Genomic DNA, 19,290 nt, shown 5'->3' with positions numbered 1-19,290 from the left:
GACACTTGTCGCACCATGCCGGAGCTCTCTGAGGGGGATGCCGATGCGGGACAGCCATCGCGTCGATGCCGAGCGGCTGCTGGGTCGGGCCGTGGACGACGAGGCCCGGCGGGGGGTCGCGGGGGCGGCCGGGACCCCCGAGGCCCGGGCGGCGCTGCTCGCACGCGGCAGGGAGGCACTGGACTCGCTCGCGGCGAGTGCGGCCCCCGAGTACGAGGCGTACGTGCGCGCCCTGGACGAGGCGGCGGCCGGTGAGGAGTCGCTGGGCGAGGCCTTCCGGCGGGCGAACCTCTCGACGGCCCTGCTGGTGACGGCAGTTGCCGCCGCTTCGGCCATCGGAGCCGACCTGGCCTTCGGGGTGGCCGCGGGCACCGCGCTGACCGCCGGTGCCGTCGTCGGCGTGGCCGGGGCGACGGCCACCGTGGCCAAGGTGACGGCCCTGCACCTGCCCGCCGCGAACCGGCGCGCCGGGGAGCTGGGGCGGCCCGGCGGGGCGGAGCAGTTGAAGCTCCAGTGGCTGTCGGCGCTGGAGGTGCGCGGGGTACGCCCTTTCCTGGAGCAGCAGCGCAAGGTGGCCGCGGCCGCCGCGCAGCCCGCCCATCCCGCTTCCAAGGCGAACGGGAACGGCGCCGGCAACGGCCTCCAGCTGCGCGGGGCCAACCGCAGCGCCGAGGCCCGGCGGCGGGCGATGCTGGAGCAGTCTTTCGGGCAACTCCCGCAGTTGGAAGGCTTGTTCACGGGCCGACGGGCGGAGCTGGACCGGATCGGCCAGTGGGTGCGGACCGCCCGCGCCAGTACCGAGACCCGGCCCGTGGTCGTGGTGCTGCACGGCGAGCCCGGGGTGGGCCGCACCATGCTGGCGCTGCACGCGGCGCACGCGCTGCGGGACCAGTTCAAGGGTGCCTGCGTGGTGGACCTGCGCGGGGGCGGCGCCGCCGAGACCCCGCTGCCCACCCGTGAGGCGCTGCTGCACCTGATGAACCGGCTCGGCGCCCCCCGCGAGCAGCTGCTCTTCCGCGAGGGTTCCTCGGCCGAGCAACAGGTGCGCAGGTTGGGCGAGTTGTACCACCAGCACTTGCAGGGCACCCCGGTGACGGTGGTCCTGGACGATGCCGTCGACGCCGCGCAGGTACGGATGCTCGTGCCCGAACGCTCCGACAGCCTGGTCCTGGTCACGGCGCGGGAGCCGCTGGAGCTGCCGGCGGACCTGGCGGCCTGGGTGCACCAGGTTCCGGTGGCCCGGCTCGCGGAGGAGGCCGGGGCGGAGCTGGTCCGGGCGGGGGCGGGCGAAGCCCCGTACGGGGAGGAGACCGTACGGGAGCTGCTCGCGCTCGGCGCCGGACTGCCGCTCGCGCTGCGCGTCCTGGCCCCCCTGGGGGACACCCGGGGCGACGCGGCCGACGCGGCCGACGCGGGCGCCGGGGGCAACGGGGACGCCAGGAACGGCGGGGCCGACGGGCGCGCGGCCGACGGCACCCTGGATTCGGCCCTCGACCTGGCCTACGCCGCCCTGCCCGAGGAGCGGCGCCGGCTGCTGCGCCGCCTCACCCTGGCCGGCCGGGCCTCGCTGGGGGCGGCGGCCGCGGCGGCGCTGATCGACGCGGAGCAGGTGGAGGCCGGGCGGCTGCTGCGCGAGCTGGCGCAGGCGGGCCTGCTGGACCACGTGCGCGGGGACCGGTTCCGGATGCACGACGCGGTGCGCGCCCACGCGGCGGCGCGACTGGCGGCCGACGAGGACCGGGCGGGGGCCGCGGCGGCCCACGAACGGCTGATCCGTACGTACGCGCAGCTCGCCGACTCCGTGATCCGGATGGTCGACGGGAAGATGTCCACGCGCGCCAACGCCCTGTCGCGGACGAGCACGGTGGGCGGCCACGGCTTCGCCTCCCTCGACGCGGCGCTGCGCTGGCTGGACGACGAGTCCAGCTTCATCACGGCGGCCCTGCGCCATTCCGAGGGCGTGGACCAGCAGGCGGTACTGGACCTGCTGGGCGCGCTCTGCGACTTCTGCCTGCTGCGCGGGGACCTGTACCGGCTCGGCGAGATCAACGAGCTGACCCAGGCCGTCGACCAGGGGCTGCTGGTCCGCTCGGTGCAGTGGCGCACCGGTATCGCGGCGCGCCAGCTCGGCGAGCTCGACAAGTCCCGCACCACCCTGACCTCGCTGGTCGACCAGTACATGGAGGCCCAGCAGGAGGCGGGCGCGGGCATGGCGCTGGTCTCGCTCGGCATCACCCTGCACCACCAGGGCAACCTGCCGGAGGCTTCGGCGCGCATCCGCGAGGCCCTGGTCCTGCAGGCGTCGGAGGAGCTGGCGGGCGACCGTGCGTGGGGGCTGCACGCGCTGGGCGCCGTGGAACGCGACCGCGCGCACCTCGTGGAGGCCCTGCGGCTGCTGCGCGAGTCCCTGGTGCTGCACCGCAAGAGCGAGAGCGTGCACGGCGAGGCCTGGGCGCACTTCCAGCTCGGTCAGGTCTATCTGCGCCTGGGCCAGGTGCCGCGGGCGGAGGCGGAGCTGCGCCTGGCGCTGGAGCTGTACGGGCGCACCCGTGACGACCGCGGCCGGGCCTGGGCGCTGACCCAGCTGGGCCGGGCGAGGGTGGTCGACGGGGATCCGGGGCCGGCCCTGGAGCGGCTGCGCGATGCGCTGGCCCGCCACCGGGAGGCGGAGGACGCGCGCGGCGAGGCGTGGACCCTGTACTACCTCGGGCAGGCGCTGGAGGAGGCCGGGGAGCGGGACCGGGCGGTGCGGGAGCTGGAGCGGGCCCGCACGATGTTCTCCCGGATGCGTGACGTGTACGGGCTGGCGCACGCCCGTCACCACTCGGGCCGGGTGACGCGCGACCAGCGGGCGGCGCAGACGGGCAACCTGCGCAACTCCGGCTTCGCCCGTCAGCTGCTGGTGGACGCGCGGGCGGACTTCCGGCGGATCGGTCTGGCGCACGGGGAGGCGTGGACCTGCCTGGAGCTGGCGGTCGTGGACGCGGGCAACGGGCGGACCGCGCAGGCGCTGGGCCTGTGCGAGGAGGCGGTGCGGCTGTTCATCTCCTACGGGGACCGGCGCGGGGAGGACTGGGCGCGGTTCCTGCGGTGCACGCTGCTGCCGTACGCGGTGCCCGGGGCCCCCGACGAGGCGCGCACGGAGCTGTCCCGCCTGTCGGCGGCTCCGCACCCGATGCGGGACGGGCGGCTGGAGGACTGCCTGGAGACCTACGCGGTGGTCCTGGCGCGCGGTGTCGACCCGGCGGAGGGCTGGCAGGCGTGGCGGCTGTCGCTGGTGCCGAACCTGCATTCGAGGGAGATCATGGGGATCCCGGTGTCGCTACCGGCGGAGTAGGGGGGCCGGGGGCGCGCGCGAGGACCCGCCGTCCCCACCGGTTCACGGTGGGGCGGCGGTCGCGCGAAGGACCGTACGGGCGGCCGCTACGGGGCGCGGGTGCCGTCCGCCGGGGTGGGCTCCGGGGCTTCCTGGAAGTTGACCCGGCCCATGTGCCGGCTCATGGACTTCATCAGGCCCCACACCCCGAGGGCGAGGGCCGCGAACACGATGAAGCCCAGGATTCCGGGGGTCACCTTGTTCTTGTCGAAGGTGTCTCCCGCCAGCGGAAGGAGCTGGGCGATTGCTGCCTGCGTAGCGCTCATAGCTACGCATTCTCCCGGATGCCCGCGAAGAGGTCGGACTCGGGGAGGGAAGTGTCCACGAGCGACTTCGCCAGCTCGTACTCCTCGGTCGGCCAGACCTCCTTCTGGATCTCCATCGGAACGCGGAACCAGCCGCCGTCCGGGTCGATCTGCGTGGCGTGCGCGATGAGCGCCTTGTCGCGGATCTCGAAGAAGTCGGCGCAGGGGACGTGGGTGGTCAGGGTCCGCTCCTTGCGCTCGAACTCCTTCCACCGCTCCAGCCACTCCCCGTAGGGGGATTCCATGCCGCGGGAGAGCAGCGCCTCGTGCAGGGCGACGGTGCGCGGCTTGTTGAAGCCCTGGTTGTAGTAGAGCTTCTGCGGCTGGTAGGCCGGGCCGAACTCGGCCTCCGGGTACTTCTCGGTGTCGGAGGCGTGCTCGAAGGCCTTCATCGAGATCTGGTGGGTCATGATGTGGTCGGGGTGCGGGTAGCCGCCGTTCTCGTCGTACGTGGTGACGACCTGCGGCCGGAAGGCGCGGATCTTCTTCACCAGCTCGCCGGCGGCCTCGTCCACGTCCGCCAGTGCGAAGCAGCCGTCGGGCAGCGGCGGCAGCGGGTCGCCCTCGGGGAGCCCGGAGTCGACGTACCCGAGCCACTCCTGGTCGACGCCGAGGATCTCGCGGGCCTCGTCCATCTCCTTGGCGCGGACCTCGTGGATGTTCTCCTCGATGTACTTGTCGCCCTGGAGCTTGGGGTTGAGGACGGAGCCGCGCTCCCCGCCGGTGCAGGTCACCACCAGGACGGAGACCCCCTCGGACACGTACTTGGCCATGGTTGCCGCGCCCTTGCTCGACTCGTCGTCGGGGTGGGCGTGGACGGCCATCAGTCGAAGCTGCTCGGTCAAGACAGGATCCTCTTTGAGTCGTCAGGGCTGGCGCCTTCTATAGTGACCGAATCGGGGGGTCGAAAAATTCCGGGGGGTCTGCCTCCGGATTTCCGTTGTTCGCCCGTCTCGAAGGGAACGATCGATGAGCGCGGTGCGCGAAGGACTGCCCGACGGCCGGTACGGCCGGTCGGCGGACGAGCGTGCGGACCGGAAGCTCAAGATCGTGGGATCCGTCCTCGGGGTCGGGCTGCTCGGTGTGGTCGGCTGGATCGGCTGGGACTACGTCGCCGGTCAGAGCGTCAGCGCCGAGGTCATCAAGTACAAAGTGGTCTCGGACAACGCGGTCGAGGTGCACCTCGAGGTGCGCAAGGAGGCCTCGGCCACCGGGGTGTGCACGCTCAGCTCGCAGGATGTGGATCACGGCGAGGTGGGCCGGGCCGACTTCACTTTCGCGCAGAAGGACGGGCGCGTGGACGAGATGGTGACGCTGAAGACCACCAGCCGTGCCACGATGATCGAGCTGATCGGCTGTCGGCCCGCGAGCTGACCTCGACCCTGCCTCGACCGGCCTCCACCCGGCTTCGAACCGTCCTGGACACCGCGCGCACCGCAACACGCCGGGTGGCGGAGCAGTTCCTCGCGGTGACGGGTGACCGCGTCCGGCCCGGTCCGGCCTCGTCCGGGGCCCGTCCCTGCCTCCGCCCCGCCCGCCGGGGAGCCCTGACGCACTTCACACGCTTGGTGTCCTCCCCCTTTTCTTCCCGAATTGTTAGGCTCGTGGTTTCGTCCGCCGCTGGCGGCTTTGTAGTCCCCTGTACCGACGAGGAGCACCCGTGACCCAGACGAGCGAGAGCGTCACCTGGCTGACCCAGGCGGCGTACGACCAGCTGACGGCAGAGCTGGAGTACCTCTCTGGTCCCGCACGCACGGAGATCACGATCAAGATCGCTGCCGCTCGCGAGGAGGGCGACCTCCGCGAGAACGGCGGTTACCACGCGGCCAAGGAGGAGCAGGGCAAGCAGGAGCTGCGCATCCGCCAGCTCACGCAGCTCCTGGAGAAGGCCAAGGTCGGCACCGCCCCCGCCGCGGAGGGCGTGGTGTCCCCCGGCACGCTCGTCAAGATCGCTTTCGACGGCGACGAGGACGACACCATGGAGTTCCTGCTGGCCTCGCGCGAGTACGCGTCCTCGGACTTCGAGACCTACTCCCCGCAGTCCCCGCTGGGCACCGGCGTGATGGGCAAGAAGATCGGCGAGGACGCCCAGTACGAGCTGCCCAACGGCAAGCAGGCCTCGGTCAAGATCCTTGACGTCAAGCCCTTCACCGGCTGATCACCCTCCCTTGCGCAATTCGCCCCGCCGAGCGGCTGCTCGGCGGGGCGAAGTGCGTTCGGCGAGGTGCCCTCGGCTGGGTGCCCCCGTTGATCCTCAGGCCGTCGCCGAGCGGTACTTGCGCACCGCCAGGGTCCGGAAGACCACGATGATCAGGATCGACCAGAGGACGGACGCGACGACCGGGTGCTGCATCGGCCAGGCGTCGGGCACCGGATAGCCCTCGGGCAGGTTGCCGAAGAGCTGGCGCGCGGCCTGGACGGTGGCGCTGAAGGGGTTCCACTCCGCGATGTGCCGCAGGAAGCCCGGCATGTTCTGGGAGGGGACGAAGGCGTTCGAGATGAACGTCAGCGGGAAGAGCCAGATCAGCCCGCCCGAGGTGGCCGCCTCCGGGGTGCGCACCGACAGGCCGATCAGGGCGCCGATCCAGGAGAACGCGTACCCGAGCAGGAGCAGCAGCGCGAAGCCGCCCAGGACCTCGCCGATGTTGGTGTGGGTGCGCCAGCCCACGATCAGCGCCACGATCGCCAGGACGACGAGCGTGAGGGTGGTCTGGACGAGGTCGGCGAGGGTGCGCCCGGTCAGGACCGCGCCGCGGGCCATCGGCAGGGAGCGGAAGCGGTCGATGAGGCCCTTGTGCATGTCGTCCGCGATGCCCGCGCCCGCGCCGGCCGTGGCGAAGGTGACGGTCTGGGCGAAGATGCCAGCCATCAGGAACTCGCGGTAGGCGGCGGGCGAGGTGTTGCCGCCGACGGCGATGGAGCCGCCGAAGACGTAGCTGAACAGGACGACGAACATCACCGGCTGGATCACGCCGAAGATGATCATCTCGGGGATGCGGGACATCCGGATCAGGTTCCGCTTGGCCATGACCAGGGAGTCCTTGACCCCCTGGACGATGCCGCCGCGCGGGCGGGGCGCCACCAGCTCCGGGGTCGTGGAGGTGAGCGTCATTTCACCGCCTCCTTGCTCGCCTTGCGTGCCTTGCGGCCGCCCTTGGCGTCGGCGGACGCCTCGCCGTTCTCCGCGTCGGCTTCCGCGAGCTCCGCGGCGTGGCCGGTCAGGGAGATGAACACGTCGTCCAGGGTGGGGCGGCGCAGGCCGATGTCGTCGATCTCGATGCCGCGCCCGTCGAGCTCGCGGATGACCTCGGCGAGCAGCTTGGCGCCGCCGGAGACCGGCACGGTCAGCTTGCGGGTGTGTTCCTCGACGGTGGTCTCGCCCTTGCCGAAACCGGCGAGGACCTCCCGGGCGACCGCCATGTGCTCGCGCTCGTGGACGACCACCTCGACGCGCTCGCCGCCCGTCTGGGCCTTGAGCTGGTCGGAGGTGCCGCGTGCGATGACCTTGCCGTGGTCGACCACGCAGATGTCGTGCGCGAGGTGGTCGGCCTCCTCCAGGTACTGCGTGGTGAGCAGCAGGGTGGTGCCGCCCGCGACGAGCTCCTGGATGATCGCCCACAGGGCCTGGCGGTTGCGCGGGTCGAGGCCGGTGGTGGGCTCGTCCATGAACATGACGGGCGGGCTGACGACGAGGGCCGCCGCGAGGTCGAGGCGCCGGCGCATGCCGCCGGAGTAGGTCTTGGCCGTGCGGTCGGCGGCGTCGCCGAGGTTGAACCGCTCCAGCAGTTCGGCGGCGCGGGCCTTGGCCGCCTTGGCGCCCATCTGGTAGAGCTGGCCGACCATTTGGAGGTTCTCACGGCCGGTCAGGTACTCGTCGACGGCGGCGAACTGGCCCGACAGGCCTATCGCGCGCCGCACTTCGTTGGGGTGCTTGAGGACGTCGATGCCCGCGACGACCGCTTTGCCGCTGTCGGGCTGGAGGAGGGTGGTCAGGACGCGCACGGTCGTGGTCTTGCCCGCTCCGTTCGGACCGAGCAGACCGAGGACGGTGCCTTCGGGGACGTCTAGGTCCACGCCGTCCAGAGCCCGTACGTCGCCGAAGGTCTTGACCAGACCTTCGGCGTAGATGGCGCCTGGCATATGAATGCTCCCAGTGCGGATGGGGCTGGCAGAATCGTTACATTCCTACGCAAATCTTAGGGGCGGTGGGCGTCCCCCGCCCGGCCGCCGCCGATCGGGCGAACGCTATCGCGTCATATCGCGTTTTTGCTAGGGGTAGGTGCCGCTACGGGTGGTTGCGCAGAGTGCCGCTCTCTCCTCGGCTCATGACCTCGTCGTCCCGCGACCCGCTCAGCTCAGCTCATGACCTTGTAACCAGCGCTGTGCAGCGAACGGGCGACCTCCGCGCAGTGCTTCGGCCCCTTCGTCTCCAGGTGCAGCTCCACCTCCACCTCCGTGAGCCCGAGCCGCGGGTCGGTCCGTACGTGGCTCACGTCCAACACGTTCGCATCCACCACTGACAACACCCCCAGCAGACCGGCCAGCGCCCCCGGGCGGTCGGTCACGCGCAGCCGCAGCGACAGGTAGCGGCCGGCCGCGGCCATGCCGTGGCGCAGGATCCGCTGCAGCAGCAGCGGATCGATGTTCCCGCCCGACAGGACGGCCACGACCGGGCCGTCCCCGTACAGTTCGGGCTCGCTCAGCAGCGCGGCCACCGGGCTGCACCCGGCCGGCTCGACCACCATCTTCGCCCGCTCCAGGCAGAGCAGCAGGGCGCTGGAGAGCGCGTCCTCCGACACCGTACGCACGTCGTCGAGGAGTTCGCCGATGATTTTGAAGGGGACGTCGCCGGGCCGCCCCACCCTGATGCCGTCCGCCATCGTGTTCGGGTTCTCGATCGACACCGGGTGCCCGACCTTCAGCGAGGGCGGGTACGCGGCCGCGCCGGCCGCCTGGACCCCGACCACCCGCACGTCCGGGCGCAGCGCCTTGACCGCGACCGCCACACCGGCTGCGAGCCCGCCACCGCCGATTCCGACCAGGATGGTGCGCACCTCCGGGCACTGCTCCAGGATCTCCAGGCCCACCGTGCCCTGCCCGGCGATGATGTCGTGGTGGTCGAAGGGGTGGATGAACACCGCCCCCGTCCGGTCCGCGTACTCCTGGGCGGCCGCGAGGGTCTCGTCCACCACCTGCCCGTGCATGCGCACCTCGGCGCCGTAGTCCTGAGTCGCCGCCACCTTCGGCAGCGGCGCCCCGACCGGCATGAACACCGTCGAGTGGACCCCGAGCAGGGAGGAGGCCAGGGCCACGCCCTGCGCGTGGTTCCCGGCGCTGGCGGCGACCACGCCGGCGGCGCGCTGCTCGGGGCGCAGGCCGGCGATGCGGACGTAGGCGCCGCGCAGCTTGAAGGAGCCGGTGCGCTGGAGGTTCTCGCACTTGAGGTGGACCGGGGACCCGGTGAGGGAGGAGAGGTACCGGCTGCCCTCCATCGCGGTCACCCGGGAGACGCCGGAGAGCATCTTCTGGGCCCCCCGGATGTCGTCGAGGATGACCTGCGGGACGGGCTGCGGCACGCGGTAGTTCATGCGGCCAGTCTCGCAGCCCGCGCGCTTCGCGGCGCAGGACCGCGGACCCGGGGGCGGGGGCGCAGGGTCCCGTCCACAGGTGCCCGGACGGACGAAATCAGGCCATCCTGGACGGCCCGCAGCCTGGGCCGCACAGCGGCCGTATCAGTTCTTGTACGCGGAGTACGAGCCGCCGCACGGCCGCGTACTCTGTCCCCCATCCTTGTCGGCCCCAGCGAAGAGAGCCCACGGCCATGCCCTCCACCTCGGCCAGTTCCGACCTGCCCGCGCCGACCGGCGCGCCCGCCGAAGCCGGTCTCCTCGACGCGCTCCAGCACCAGGTCGCGGTCTTCGCCCGGCGTGCCGAGCAGACCCGCCTGGGCGGGGTCGGCCAGGCCCGCAACTCCATGGACCGGGCCGCGTACCTGCTGCTGAACCGGCTCGACCTGGAAGGCCCGATGGGCGTCAAGGCGCTCGCCGGCGGCATGGGCATCGACTCCTCCACCGTCACCCGCCAGGTCGCGCCCCTCGTCGACAGCGGCCTGGTGAAGCGGGCCTCGCACCCCGAGGACGGGCGGGCCGTGGTGCTGGCGCTGTCCCCGCGCGGGCTGGCCCGGCTGGATGAGGTCCGCTCCTCGCGGCGCGAGCTGATGGCCCGGGTGACGGACGGCTGGGACGAGGCGGAGCGCGAGTCGTTCACCGCTCTGCTGACCCGTTTCAACGTCTCGCTGTCCGAGCTGATGTCGGCCGGTTCCGAGGCGGGCCCCGACGCGGCCGCCGACCCCGCTTCCGCGGCCGGACCCGCCTCCTGATCCGGGTGCTCCCGACCCCTTGACCGGGGTGGTCCCGCTGGCCGCACTATGTCGTCTGTGGACCACGGGCCGGGCCCCTACGCCGAGTTCGAAGCCTTCGTCGCGGGTGCGGCGGGGCGGCTCCTGCGCGTCGCGATCCTGCTCACGGCGGAGCCCGACACCGGCCCGTCCGGCGCGGCCGACGCCCCCGCCGCGCGCGGACTCCTCGGGGGCGCGCTGGCCCGTACGTACGCGAACTGGCGCAGCCTGCGCGGGGACGACCCGTACGACTACACCCGCCAGGAGCTGTGCGCCGCCTTCGCCCGCACCGGCCGCCGCCACCACGGCGGCAGCGGGGTGCTCGGCCGGCTGAGCCCGCTGGAGCGGCTCGCGCTGGTCCTTCGGCTCTACGAGGGGCTCGCGGAGGAGGTCACGGCGGCGCAGCTGGGGCTGCCGCCCGAGCGGGTACGGGCGCTCTGCGCGCGGGCCGTCTCCGAACTGCGCAAGGGCCCCGGCGTGGCCGCGGCGGGTGCCGCGTGAGCAGCCGCCCGGACCCCAAGGAAGCCCAGGTCAGGCGGCTGCTGGAGGGTCCGTACCCGACCGTGCCGACCGATCTCGCCGCGGGAGCCGCCGCGCGCGGGGACCGGCTGCTGCGGCGGCGCCTGGTCCGGCGCCGGATCGGCTGGGCCCTGCTGTTCGCGCTGGTGGTCGCCTTCGTGGTCTGGGCTTCGCTGACGCACGCCTGGACCTGGACGGCGCCGTCGAGCGAGGTCTCGCCGCCCTGGTAGCGGCGCGGGACCGGGTACGGCCCCTGCTGCGGCTCCGCCCCCGGCGCCGGGTGGCAGCGGGGGCGGAGCGCCCGTTCAGCGGGCGGTCGGGACCGGCAGGGCGGTCAGCCCAGCGCCTGGGTCAGGTCCGCCACCAGGTCGTCCGCGTTCTCGATGCCGACCGACAGCCGGATCAGGTCCGCCGGGACCTCCAGGGCCGAGCCGGCCACCGAGGCGTGGGTCATGCGGCCCGGGTGCTCGATGAGGGACTCCACGCCGCCGAGGGACTCGGCCAGGGTGAAGATCTTGGTGCGGGCGCAGACGTCGACCGCCTCCTGCTCGCCGCCGACGACCTGGAAGGAGATCATGCCGCCGAAGTTGCGCATCTGCTTGGCGGCGACCTCGTGGCCCGGGTGCTCGGGCAGGCCCGGGTAGAGGACCTTGTGCACCTTGGGGTGTCGGGTCAGCAGCTCGACGACCTTGGCCGCGTTCTCCGCGTGCCGGTCCATGCGCACGGCCAGGGTCTTGATGCCGCGCAGCACGATCCAGGAGTCGAAGGGGCCGGCCACGGCGCCCATCGCGTTCTGGTGGTAGGCCAGTTCCTCGCCCAGCGCCTCGTCGGCGGCGACGAGCGCGCCGCCCACGACGTCGGAGTGGCCGCCCATGTACTTGGTCAGCGAGTGCACGACCACGTCCGCGCCGAGCGCGAGGGGCTGCTGGAGGTAGGGGGACGCGAAGGTGTTGTCCACGACCAGCTTGGCGCCGGCCGTCCGCGCGATGTCGGCGACCACGGCGATGTCCGTGATGCCGAGCAGCGGGTTGGAGGGGGTCTCGACCCAGATGACCTTGGTCTTCGGGGTGATGGCGGCCCGTACGGACGCCGGGTCGGAGGTGTCCGCCACCGACCACTCGACGCCCCAGCGGGAGACGACCTTCGCGAAGAGCCGGAAGGTGCCGCCGTAGGCGTCGTTCGGGATGACCACGTGGTCGCCCGGGGAAAGCAGCGTGCGCAGCAGGCAGTCCTCGGCGGCGAGCCCGGACGCGAAGGCGAGGCCGCGGCGGCCGCCCTCCAGCGCCGCGAGGTTCTCCTCCAGCGCGGTACGGGTCGGGTTGCCGCTGCGGCTGTACTCGTAGCCGCCGCGCAGTCCGCCCACGCCGTCCTGCTTGTAGGTGGATACCTGGTAGATAGGCGGTACAACCGCACCGGTCTGCGGGTCCGCCGTGTTGCCCGCGTGGATGGCACGGGTCTCGAAGCTCTGGTGCTCGTGGCTGTCGTCGCTCATGCACCGATGTTAGTGCCCCGGCAGGCCCTTCAGCGGCGCGCTTGAACGCGCTCCGGAGCCGCTCCGGGGCCGCTCCTGATCCACTCCGGATCCGCTCCAGGTTCGCTACATTCGCGTTCGCGCGGGTGGGTCTGGTTCGCTGGGGGCATGGAGATTTTGTGGTTCCTGATCGCGGTGGGCCTGATTCTGGCCGCCTTCGGACCGTACATTCGGCGCAGGCGGGGCGGCCTGCGCCAGGTCGCACCCGGCAGCCCCGATGCCGCCGACCCCGCGAACTACGGATTCGCCCTCCAGGAGGAGCTCGACATCCGGATCCCCGGCCCGGACCAGGACCTGATGGACGCCCTCTCCAATGTCCAGCGCACCGGACAGTGGCAGGCCGCCTCGCAGCTGCTCGCCGGCACCCCGAAGGAGGGCGAGGTGCGCTGGCAGCGCGTCCAGGCCTTCGCCGGTTCGGCCGCGCTGGAGCTCTCGCGGGAACCGGGGCTCGGCGCGCAGTGGCTCAAGGCGTGGCGGCTGGAGGCCCCCAAGGACGCGGGCGGCGCGCAGGTGCACGCGGAGCTGCTGGCGCAGCAGATGTTCCGGCGTCCGCAGGGCACGGGCGAGGCCGACGTGCGGATCATCGCGGAGGAGGCCCGGGAGTCCTGCCACAAGGCCGCGCTGCTGGCCCCAGGCGACCCGGTCCCGTACATCATCGAGCTGGCGGTCGCCCGGGTGATGCACTACCCGGAGCCCGAGTACGACGCCCTCTGGGCGAAGGTCATCGACCGGGCGCCGCAGCACATGGGCGCCCATCTGGCCGCGCTGAACTACTGGTGCGAGAAGTGGCACGGCTCCAGCGAGAAGGCCGACGCCTTCACCCACTACGCGGCGGCCCGCGCCCCGCAGGGCTCCCTGCTCGCGGCGCTCCCCCTCTTCGCCCTCTACGACCACATCCCCGACGTCGTCCTGATCCGCAGCTTCCACCAGAGCGCGACGGTGACCCGGGCGGTGGAGGGTGCGCTGTACGCGGTCCACAGCGCGCGCCCCGACGACCCGATGCTGGCGCACGTACGCCACCTGCTCCTCTTCTTCCTGGTCGGCGGCGAGCGCTGGGCCGAGGCCATGGAGCAGGTCCGCCACGTGGACGGCTACGTCGGCGCCCTGCCCTGGTCCGCCGACGCCGACCCGGCGGCCTCGTACGCGGTCTACCGCGCCCTGGCGGTGGCCGGCTACGAAGCCAACGGCGGCTCCCCGGCGACCCTGCCGCACTGACCGCCCCACCGCGACGGACGACGGCCGCCCCCTCCCGCACGGGAAGGGGCGGCCGTCGTCATGAGCCGGTGGTACCGCCCCGCCGACCGGCTCGAAAACCCCTGCCATAAGGTTCGCGTAAGCAACCTCGCGTTGCATCGCAGCGCATCACACGCACCGCATTCATCCCGTGGGGGGATCTGTCCATATGGGCGCTTCACTGCGCGCTTTGCGCGCCCTCGTTCTGCTGGCCGGCTTCTATCTGCTCGGGCTGGTACTGATCGCCGCCCTCGCCGGCATCGACTTCGCCGCCTGGAGCGCCGATCTGCGGGGGCCGGGGCTGGCCAAGCTGGTCATCGTCTCCGTCGTCCTCGCCGTGCCGATCGTGCGCGGCATGTTCATGCTCCGCATGCCCAAGGGCGATCCGGTCCCCGGCGTCCCCGTCGACGAGCGGCAGGAGCCCGAGCTGTGGCGGACGGTCCGGGAGATCGCCGACCAGGTCGGGACCCGGGCGCCGGACGAGATCGTGCTGATCGCGGACGTGAACGCCGCCGTCGGTGAGGACGCCCGGCTGCTCGGACTGCTGCCCGGCACCCGGCGCCTGTACCTCGGGCTGCCGCTGATGTCCGGCCTGGACGAGATGCAGCTGCGCGCCGTCCTGGCCCACGAGATGGGCCACTACGCCAACCTCGACACCCGCCTGACCCCGCTGATCCGGCGCGGCCGTGTCCAACTGCTGCGCACCGTCGAGCACTTCCACGACCGGGCCGACGCCAAGGTGGCCAAGGAGCGGGCGAAGCAGGAGAAGAAGGCCGAGCAGCGCATCGCGGCCGGCAAGAAGGCCAAGGCGGTCGACACCTCCGGCGACGGCGCCATGTACCGCGCGATGGCCAAGATCTACACCGGGTACGGGAAGTTCTACCAGCGCGCCACCCTCGCCGGCGCCCGCCGCCAGGAGCTCGCCGCCGACCTGGCCTCCGTCCGCATCGCCGGCCGCGACTCCGCCGCCTCCGCGCTGCGCGAGCTCAACGCCATCGGCCCGGCGCACGAGTTCTACATGGACCGGTACGCCACCCTCGGCGTCGGCGCCCGACTGCTGCCCCGCCCCGGGCAGGTCTTCGGCGGCGTACGCCGGCTCCTCGACGCCCGCACCGAGGAGCTGGACGGGCTGCGCACCGAGTTGCCCGAGGAGCCGACCTCCCCGTACGACTCGCACCCGGCGCTCGCCGAACGCGTGGCCCGCATCGAGGCCCTGCCCGACGACGGCCGCGCCGCCCAGCCGGCCCGCCCCGCGCTGGAGCTGCTCACCGACGCCGAGGCCTCGCTGACCGCACTGGAGCGGGCGGTCCTGACCCCCGAGGCCTTCGCGATGGAGCGCCTCGACTGGGACGACCTGGTCCACGAGAGCATGAACCGGTACGTCGCCCAGGACGCGGAGGCGATCCGCGAGGCCCTCGCCGCCGAAGTCACCGAAGTCACCGAGCCCGGCCTGGACTCCCTCCTCGACGCGATCGACGCCGACCCGGCCGTGCGCTGGCGGATCACCGACCACTTCCCCAAGTCGGACCAGGCAGCCGCCGCCACGGGCCGCGCCGCCCGCGAGTTCGCCCGCCCCGTCCTGCGCCGCGCCCTGAACCAGCTGGTCACCACCGAGCTCACGGCCCGCGGCACCGCCCGCTGGCAGCTGTCCTGGACCGACTCGGCCACCCTGCGCTACCCGGCCGACGGCTTCGAGGAAGAGCTGGAGCGCGCCCTCGACTCCGCCGTCGCGGACCTTCCCGACACCGCCCCCCTGCGAAAGCTGGTGCTTGCCCCGTGACCGGTCTCATCATCTTCGGCCTCTTCCTGCTCGGCGGAGCCGCGTACAGGTTCATCACCGCCCGCACCAAGACCCTCCAGGGCCGGATCGCCGCCCACGAGGCGGGCTCGCCGGGCGCGAAGGCCCGTACCCCTGCCGAGGAGGCGGAGAAGAAGGCACGGGAGGCGGCGGCGGTCGTCGCCCTCGGCTACGTCGCCGAGGCGGACCTCGACACCGAGAACTCGCAGCCCGTACTTCCCGAGGACACCGCGGCGCTCGCCGCCGTCCGAGCCGGTGACTGGGAGGCGGGCGCCGACTTCATCGAGGCGGCCGGCCGGGACTGGGAGCTGCGCTGGCACCGCGTCCGTGTCCTGGCCGAGGCTGCCGCCGAGGACGACGCGTGGCTGCTGGCCTGGCAGGCCGGCCGGCCCGCCGACCCGACGGCGGCGCTGGTCAACGCCGACACCGCCGTGATGGTGGCCTGGCACGTGCGCGGCAGCCAGGCGGGCAGCCGCACCACGCAGGAACAGTTCCGGCTGTTCGGCGAGCTGCTGCTCACCGCCCGCGAGGCGGCGCACGAGGCCCAGCGCCTGGCCGACCCGGCCGACCCGGTTCCGTACGTGGTGGAACAGCCCATGGCGCAGGGCCTCGGCTACTCCCACGACGAGTACCGCAAGCTGTGGGCCGAGGTCGTCTCCCGCGACCCGAAGAACCTGGTCGCGCACACCACCGCACAGCAGTACTGGTCGCAGAAGTGGCGCGGCTCGCACGAGCTGGCCATGGCCTTCGCCCAGGAGGCTGCGGCGGGCGCGGGCCCCGGCGAGCTGCTCACCCTCCTCCCGCTGATCGCGCTCGTCGAGCAGGAGTCGTGGGAGAAGGACCTCAAGCCGTCGGTCTTCTTCTCGGAACCGGCCGCCGTGGCCGCGGTGGACGCCGCCCTGGCGGACCTGGCCGCGGCCGATCCGGCTGACCACCGGCGTGCCATGCGGCTGCGGCACATCCTCGCCTGGCTGCTGTGGTGGCAGGACCGGGACGCGGAGGCGGTGGAGCAGTTCCGGCACATCGACGGGTACGTCGGCGCGCTGCCCTGGTCCTACGCCGGGTCGCCGAAGACCCGCTACCTGGCCGCGCGCGACTGGGCGGTACGGGTGACCACCCCGGGGTTCTGATCCCGGCCGGACAACGGCGAGGCGGCGGGTCGGGGAATCCCGGCCCGCCGTTCGCCGTTACGGGTAGACCACAAGGAGGGAATCCATGTTCTCGTACCGTCGCACGCCCGAGCTCCCCACCCGCGAGGAAGCCCTGACGGGTCGCGCGGAGCCGCTCTTCGGGCTGCCCGCCGTCCACACGGTGCTCGGCAACCCCCTCGCGGGCCCCTACCCCGCCCACCTCCAGGTCGCGGACTTCGGCCTCGGCTGCTTCTGGGGGGCCGAGCGGAAGTTCTGGCAGACCCCGGGGGTGTGGACCACCCTGGCCGGTTACCAGGGCGGCTTCACCGAGAACCCGACCTACGAGGAGGTCTGCTCCGGCGGCACCGGGCACACCGAGGTCGTCCGGGTCGTCTTCGACCCCTCCCTGGTCTCCTACGAGGCCCTGCTCAAGCTGTTCTGGGAGTCCCACGACCCCACCCAGGGCTTCCGCCAGGGCAACGACGTCGGCACCCAGTACCGCTCGGCGGTCTACACCCACTCCCCCGCCGACCAGGCCGCCGCCGAAGCCTCCCGCGAGGCCTACCAGCAGGTCCTGACCTCCTCGGGCTACGGCCGCATCACCACGGCCGTCCTCCCGGCGGCCGACCGCCCCTTCTGGCCCGCCGAAGCCCACCACCAGCAGTACCTCGACAAGAACCCCGGTGGCTACTGCGGCATCGGCGGCACGGGCGTCTCCTGCCCGATCGGTGTGGCGCGCGCCGACGGCTGAGCCCCGGCCGAGCCCTGCCGGCTCAGATCACCGTCACCCGGGCCTGGGCCCATGAGGTGTGGTCGAAGGCGGAGTTGGCGTTGGCGTCCTCCACCACCAGGTGGAGGAGGCGGATGCCGCGGACGTCGATGTCGACCGGGACCGGGCCCGTGGCGCCCTTGAGGACGGGTGAGGTGAACAGGGTGCGGCCGTCGCCTCGGACGCTCGCGCGGGTGGCTCCGGCCGAGGACTGCTTCGTCGAGAAGTCGTCGATGCCGACGAGGGCGGTGAAGCGGTCCGCGCGGCCTCCCAGGTGGTAGACGATCTCCGACGGCGCGTGCACGCCCAGGCCCTTCGCGTAGGTCACGCCGCCGAAGGCGATCGGGGTGCCGTCGCCCGCCGGCTTCTTGCCGTTGGAGCTGTCGAGCTCGACCGGTCCCCAGCCGTTGGCGGCCGAGACCCACGGGAGGTCGCTGAGGTAGCTGTCCCGAGTGGGCGGCGCCGGCAGCGGGAGGAACCGCGTGGCCGCCGTGAAGCGGAAGTCCGAGGTGGTCGAGTCCGCCGTGATCAGGGTCTCGGCGGCGGCCGGCGGAGCCGTGAGGTTCCAGGTGGTGGCCAGCTCGGCGCCCGGGGCCAGGGAGTCCGTGGCCACCGGGCCCGCCGGGGTGGCCGTCCAGCCGGCCGGGACGCGCAGGGCGACGCGGGCGTCCGGCCACGGGCGGCTCGTGCCGTTCGACAGCCGCGTCGTGACCGTCAGGGCCGTCGCGTCCGTCACCGCCGTCAGGCCCCAGGCGCGGCGCGGGTAGGTGTCCGACCACGACGCCCTGAGCAGGGCCGTCAGGGACGCGACCACCGACGGGTTCTTCGCCGCCACGTCGTTCTGTTCACCGAGGTCCGTCGCCAGGTTGTAGAGCTCGAAGGCCCACTGGGAGTCGGCCGCCGTGCGGTCCCGCGCCGGGGCGAACCGTACGGCCTTCCACTGGTCCTTGCGGATCGCCTCGGCGATCCGCGTCGCCCTGCCGCCGTCCTGCGCGTTGGCCCGGCTGGTGACGCCCTGCTCGTCCCGGTACCAGTACAGGTGGCCGTGGAGGGGTGCGAGGGCGGCCGCGCCGTTCAGGACGGGGGCGGCGGAGAGGCCGTCGATGTCCGAGGGGGCCGGGGCTCCCGCCAGTTCGGCGAGGGTGGGCAGCACGTCGTAGAGCGGGGTGGGGCGGGCGCTGGTGGTGCCAGCGGCGATCCGGCCCGGGGCCCAGGCGATCAGCGGGACGCGTACGCCGCCCTCGTACAGGTTGCGCTTGTAGCCGCGCAGCGGGCCGTTGGCGTCGAAGAGGTCGGGGTTCACCCCGCCCTCCTCGTGCGGGCCGTTGTCCGAGGCGATCAGGACGACCGTGCGGTCCGCGATGCCCAGCGCCCGCAGCCGGTCCACCACCGCGCCGACCTGCTTGTCGACGAGGCTCACCTGCGCGGCGTGGGCCTTGTTCGCCTGCGTCCACGACTGCGAGGCGTACGGGCCGACGTCGGGGATGTCGCTGGGCGCGTGCGGCAGGTTCGGGGCCAGGAAGAGCAGGAAGGGGTCCGGGCCGGCCGCGTGGGAGTCGATGAAGTCGAGGGCGCGGTCGGCGATGACACCGGGGGCGAAGGTGCCCGTCGGGAGGGTCTCCTTGGCTCCGTTGTGCCACAGGTAAGCCGGGTAGTACTCGTGGGCGTGGGTGTGGTCGATGTAGCCGTAGAACTCCTCGAAGCCGCGCGCCCCGGGGTGGCTGGGCTGGTCCCCGAGCTCGGGGCCGAAGCCCCACTTGCCGAACAGGCCCGTACGGTAGCCGCGCGCCCGCAGCACCTCCGCGAAGGTGGTGTCGCCGGCGCCGAGGCTGCCCTGGCCGCCGCTGGAGGGGTTGGCGCGGACGGCGGCGTGGCCGGTGTGCAGGCCGGTCAGCAGTGCGGCGCGCGAGGGTGCGCAGACGGCGGCCGCGGCGTAGGCATCGGTGAACCGCAGCCCCTCGGCAGCGAGTTGGTCGATGCGCGGGGTGGTGATCAGCTTCTGGCCGTACGCGCCGAGCTCGCCGTAGCCCAGGTCGTCGGCCAGGATCACCACGAGGTGGGGCAGCGCTCCGGCCGCGGCGGCGGACGCCGCCGCGGGCGCGGCCAGCTGGGGAAGGGCCGCGAGGCCGACGGCGGCCGCCGCCGATCCGGCGAGGAAGTGGCGGCGGCTGGGCATGGCGAACTCCTGAGAGTGTGCGGGTGGTTGACCGGGGCGGTGGCTAGATCATCCAC

Annotated in this window: 17 protein-coding genes; 10 read left to right on the top strand and 7 right to left on the bottom strand. The window is 72.9% G+C overall.

Features of this window, described 5'->3' with window-relative positions; genetic code table 11:
• Window positions 1-43: 43 nt before the first annotated feature.
• Window positions 44-3,337, top strand: coding sequence for a tetratricopeptide repeat protein (locus AC3IYJ_RS24695; RefSeq protein WP_489396931.1), 3,294 nt, complete (start codon window positions 44-46; stop codon window positions 3,335-3,337).
• A gap of 86 nt (window positions 3,338-3,423) precedes the next feature.
• On the opposite strand, the gene AC3IYJ_RS24690 is transcribed toward AC3IYJ_RS24695, so the two are convergent.
• Window positions 3,424-3,642, bottom strand: coding sequence for a hypothetical protein (locus tag AC3IYJ_RS24690; RefSeq protein ID WP_489396930.1), 219 nt, complete (start codon window positions 3,640-3,642; stop codon window positions 3,424-3,426).
• Between the two features lie 2 nt (window positions 3,643-3,644).
• Window positions 3,645-4,526, bottom strand: a complete 882-nt coding sequence (gene mca, locus AC3IYJ_RS24685) for a mycothiol conjugate amidase Mca (protein ID WP_489396929.1) — start codon at window positions 4,524-4,526, stop codon at window positions 3,645-3,647.
• Between the two features lie 124 nt (window positions 4,527-4,650).
• Here mca and AC3IYJ_RS24680 point away from each other — a divergent pair, with 124 nt between their 5' ends.
• Both AC3IYJ_RS24680 and greA read left to right on the top strand, forming a co-directional pair.
• Window positions 4,651-5,055 carry a DUF4307 domain-containing protein gene (locus tag AC3IYJ_RS24680; RefSeq protein WP_489396928.1) on the top strand — a complete coding sequence of 135 codons (405 nt, stop codon included), beginning with the start codon at window positions 4,651-4,653 and terminating at the stop codon, window positions 5,053-5,055.
• Between the two features lie 286 nt (window positions 5,056-5,341).
• Entirely contained in the window at window positions 5,342-5,839 is a 498-nt protein-coding gene (greA, locus tag AC3IYJ_RS24675) for a transcription elongation factor GreA (protein WP_489396927.1), read from the top strand.
• A gap of 96 nt (window positions 5,840-5,935) precedes the next feature.
• Here greA and AC3IYJ_RS24670 read toward each other — a convergent pair whose 3' ends face one another.
• From AC3IYJ_RS24670 to ilvA, 3 genes are all read right to left on the bottom strand, one after another.
• Window positions 5,936-6,793, bottom strand: coding sequence for an ABC transporter permease (locus AC3IYJ_RS24670; protein WP_489396926.1), 858 nt, complete (start codon window positions 6,791-6,793; stop codon window positions 5,936-5,938).
• On the bottom strand, window positions 6,790-7,821 hold the full coding sequence (locus tag AC3IYJ_RS24665) for an ATP-binding cassette domain-containing protein (protein WP_489396925.1): 1,032 nt from the start codon (window positions 7,819-7,821) through the stop codon (window positions 6,790-6,792). The genes AC3IYJ_RS24670 and AC3IYJ_RS24665 overlap by 4 nt, the downstream gene beginning before the upstream one ends.
• A gap of 215 nt (window positions 7,822-8,036) precedes the next feature.
• Window positions 8,037-9,269 carry a threonine ammonia-lyase gene (gene ilvA / locus AC3IYJ_RS24660; protein WP_489396924.1) on the bottom strand — a complete coding sequence of 411 codons (1,233 nt, stop codon included), beginning with the start codon at window positions 9,267-9,269 and terminating at the stop codon, window positions 8,037-8,039.
• Between the two features lie 233 nt (window positions 9,270-9,502).
• Between ilvA and AC3IYJ_RS24655 the strand changes: the two genes are divergently transcribed.
• Genes AC3IYJ_RS24655 through AC3IYJ_RS24645 form a run of 3 tightly spaced genes read left to right on the top strand, consistent with a single transcriptional unit; the run spans window position 9,503 to window position 10,827 of the window.
• Window positions 9,503-10,060, top strand: a complete 558-nt coding sequence (locus tag AC3IYJ_RS24655; RefSeq protein WP_489396923.1) for a MarR family winged helix-turn-helix transcriptional regulator — start codon at window positions 9,503-9,505, stop codon at window positions 10,058-10,060.
• 57 nt (window positions 10,061-10,117) lie between these two features.
• The gene (locus tag AC3IYJ_RS24650) at window positions 10,118-10,579 is read left to right on the top strand and encodes a sigma factor-like helix-turn-helix DNA-binding protein (RefSeq protein ID WP_489396922.1); all 462 of its coding nucleotides are present in this window, start codon (window positions 10,118-10,120) and stop codon (window positions 10,577-10,579) included.
• Window positions 10,576-10,827, top strand: a complete 252-nt coding sequence (locus tag AC3IYJ_RS24645) for a hypothetical protein (RefSeq protein ID WP_489396921.1) — start codon at window positions 10,576-10,578, stop codon at window positions 10,825-10,827. Before AC3IYJ_RS24650 ends, AC3IYJ_RS24645 begins: the two co-directional genes overlap by 4 nt.
• A 104-nt stretch (window positions 10,828-10,931) precedes the next feature.
• On the opposite strand, the gene AC3IYJ_RS24640 is transcribed toward AC3IYJ_RS24645, so the two are convergent.
• Window positions 10,932-12,089 (bottom strand): cystathionine gamma-synthase, encoded by a 1,158-nt coding sequence (locus tag AC3IYJ_RS24640; protein ID WP_489396920.1) that lies wholly within the window; start codon window positions 12,087-12,089, stop codon window positions 10,932-10,934.
• A gap of 147 nt (window positions 12,090-12,236) precedes the next feature.
• On the opposite strand from AC3IYJ_RS24640, the gene AC3IYJ_RS24635 reads away from it, so the two are divergent.
• The 4 genes from AC3IYJ_RS24635 to msrA all read left to right on the top strand — a co-directional run bounded on the left by AC3IYJ_RS24635 (window position 12,237) and on the right by msrA (window position 17,040).
• Window positions 12,237-13,343 (top strand): hypothetical protein, encoded by a 1,107-nt coding sequence (locus tag AC3IYJ_RS24635; RefSeq protein WP_489396919.1) that lies wholly within the window; start codon window positions 12,237-12,239, stop codon window positions 13,341-13,343.
• Window positions 13,344-13,530: 187 nt separating this feature from the next.
• Entirely contained in the window at window positions 13,531-15,141 is a 1,611-nt protein-coding gene (locus AC3IYJ_RS24630; RefSeq protein ID WP_489396918.1) for a M48 family metallopeptidase, read from the top strand.
• On the top strand, window positions 15,138-16,289 hold the full coding sequence (locus tag AC3IYJ_RS24625) for a hypothetical protein (protein ID WP_489396917.1): 1,152 nt from the start codon (window positions 15,138-15,140) through the stop codon (window positions 16,287-16,289). The genes AC3IYJ_RS24630 and AC3IYJ_RS24625 overlap by 4 nt, the downstream gene beginning before the upstream one ends.
• A gap of 85 nt (window positions 16,290-16,374) precedes the next feature.
• Window positions 16,375-17,040, top strand: a complete 666-nt coding sequence (msrA, locus tag AC3IYJ_RS24620) for a peptide-methionine (S)-S-oxide reductase MsrA (RefSeq protein ID WP_489396916.1) — start codon at window positions 16,375-16,377, stop codon at window positions 17,038-17,040.
• 22 nt (window positions 17,041-17,062) lie between these two features.
• On the opposite strand, the gene AC3IYJ_RS24615 is transcribed toward msrA, so the two are convergent.
• Window positions 17,063-19,234 carry a sulfatase family protein gene (locus AC3IYJ_RS24615; protein WP_489396915.1) on the bottom strand — a complete coding sequence of 724 codons (2,172 nt, stop codon included), beginning with the start codon at window positions 19,232-19,234 and terminating at the stop codon, window positions 17,063-17,065.
• Between the last annotated feature and the right edge of the window lie 56 nt (window positions 19,235-19,290).

This window comes from Streptomyces sp. GL_140 (genome assembly GCF_057834465.1).
Note: the sequence above shows the minus strand (reverse complement) of the source record. Positions and strands in the feature narration are given on the sequence as shown.

Excerpts from the sequence above, each read along its gene's own strand:
- AC3IYJ_RS24680 (WP_489396928.1), top strand. The coding sequence starts at position 4,651 with ATGAGCGCGGTGCGCGAAGGACTGCCCGACGGCCGGTACGGCCGGTCG.
- AC3IYJ_RS24670 (WP_489396926.1), bottom strand. The coding sequence starts at position 6,793 with ATGACGCTCACCTCCACGACCCCGGAGCTGGTGGCGCCCCGCCCGCGC.
- ilvA (WP_489396924.1), bottom strand. The coding sequence starts at position 9,269 with ATGAACTACCGCGTGCCGCAGCCCGTCCCGCAGGTCATCCTCGACGAC.
- AC3IYJ_RS24615 (WP_489396915.1), bottom strand. The coding sequence starts at position 19,234 with ATGCCCAGCCGCCGCCACTTCCTCGCCGGATCGGCGGCGGCCGCCGTC.
- AC3IYJ_RS24695 (WP_489396931.1), top strand. The coding sequence starts at position 44 with ATGCGGGACAGCCATCGCGTCGATGCCGAGCGGCTGCTGGGTCGGGCC.
- AC3IYJ_RS24690 (WP_489396930.1), bottom strand. The coding sequence starts at position 3,642 with ATGAGCGCTACGCAGGCAGCAATCGCCCAGCTCCTTCCGCTGGCGGGA.
- AC3IYJ_RS24640 (WP_489396920.1), bottom strand. The coding sequence starts at position 12,089 with ATGAGCGACGACAGCCACGAGCACCAGAGCTTCGAGACCCGTGCCATC.
- AC3IYJ_RS24665 (WP_489396925.1), bottom strand. The coding sequence starts at position 7,821 with ATGCCAGGCGCCATCTACGCCGAAGGTCTGGTCAAGACCTTCGGCGAC.
- AC3IYJ_RS24635 (WP_489396919.1), top strand. The coding sequence starts at position 12,237 with ATGGAGATTTTGTGGTTCCTGATCGCGGTGGGCCTGATTCTGGCCGCC.
- AC3IYJ_RS24630 (WP_489396918.1), top strand. The coding sequence starts at position 13,531 with ATGGGCGCTTCACTGCGCGCTTTGCGCGCCCTCGTTCTGCTGGCCGGC.
- AC3IYJ_RS24655 (WP_489396923.1), top strand. The coding sequence starts at position 9,503 with ATGCCCTCCACCTCGGCCAGTTCCGACCTGCCCGCGCCGACCGGCGCG.
- msrA (WP_489396916.1), top strand. The coding sequence starts at position 16,375 with ATGTTCTCGTACCGTCGCACGCCCGAGCTCCCCACCCGCGAGGAAGCC.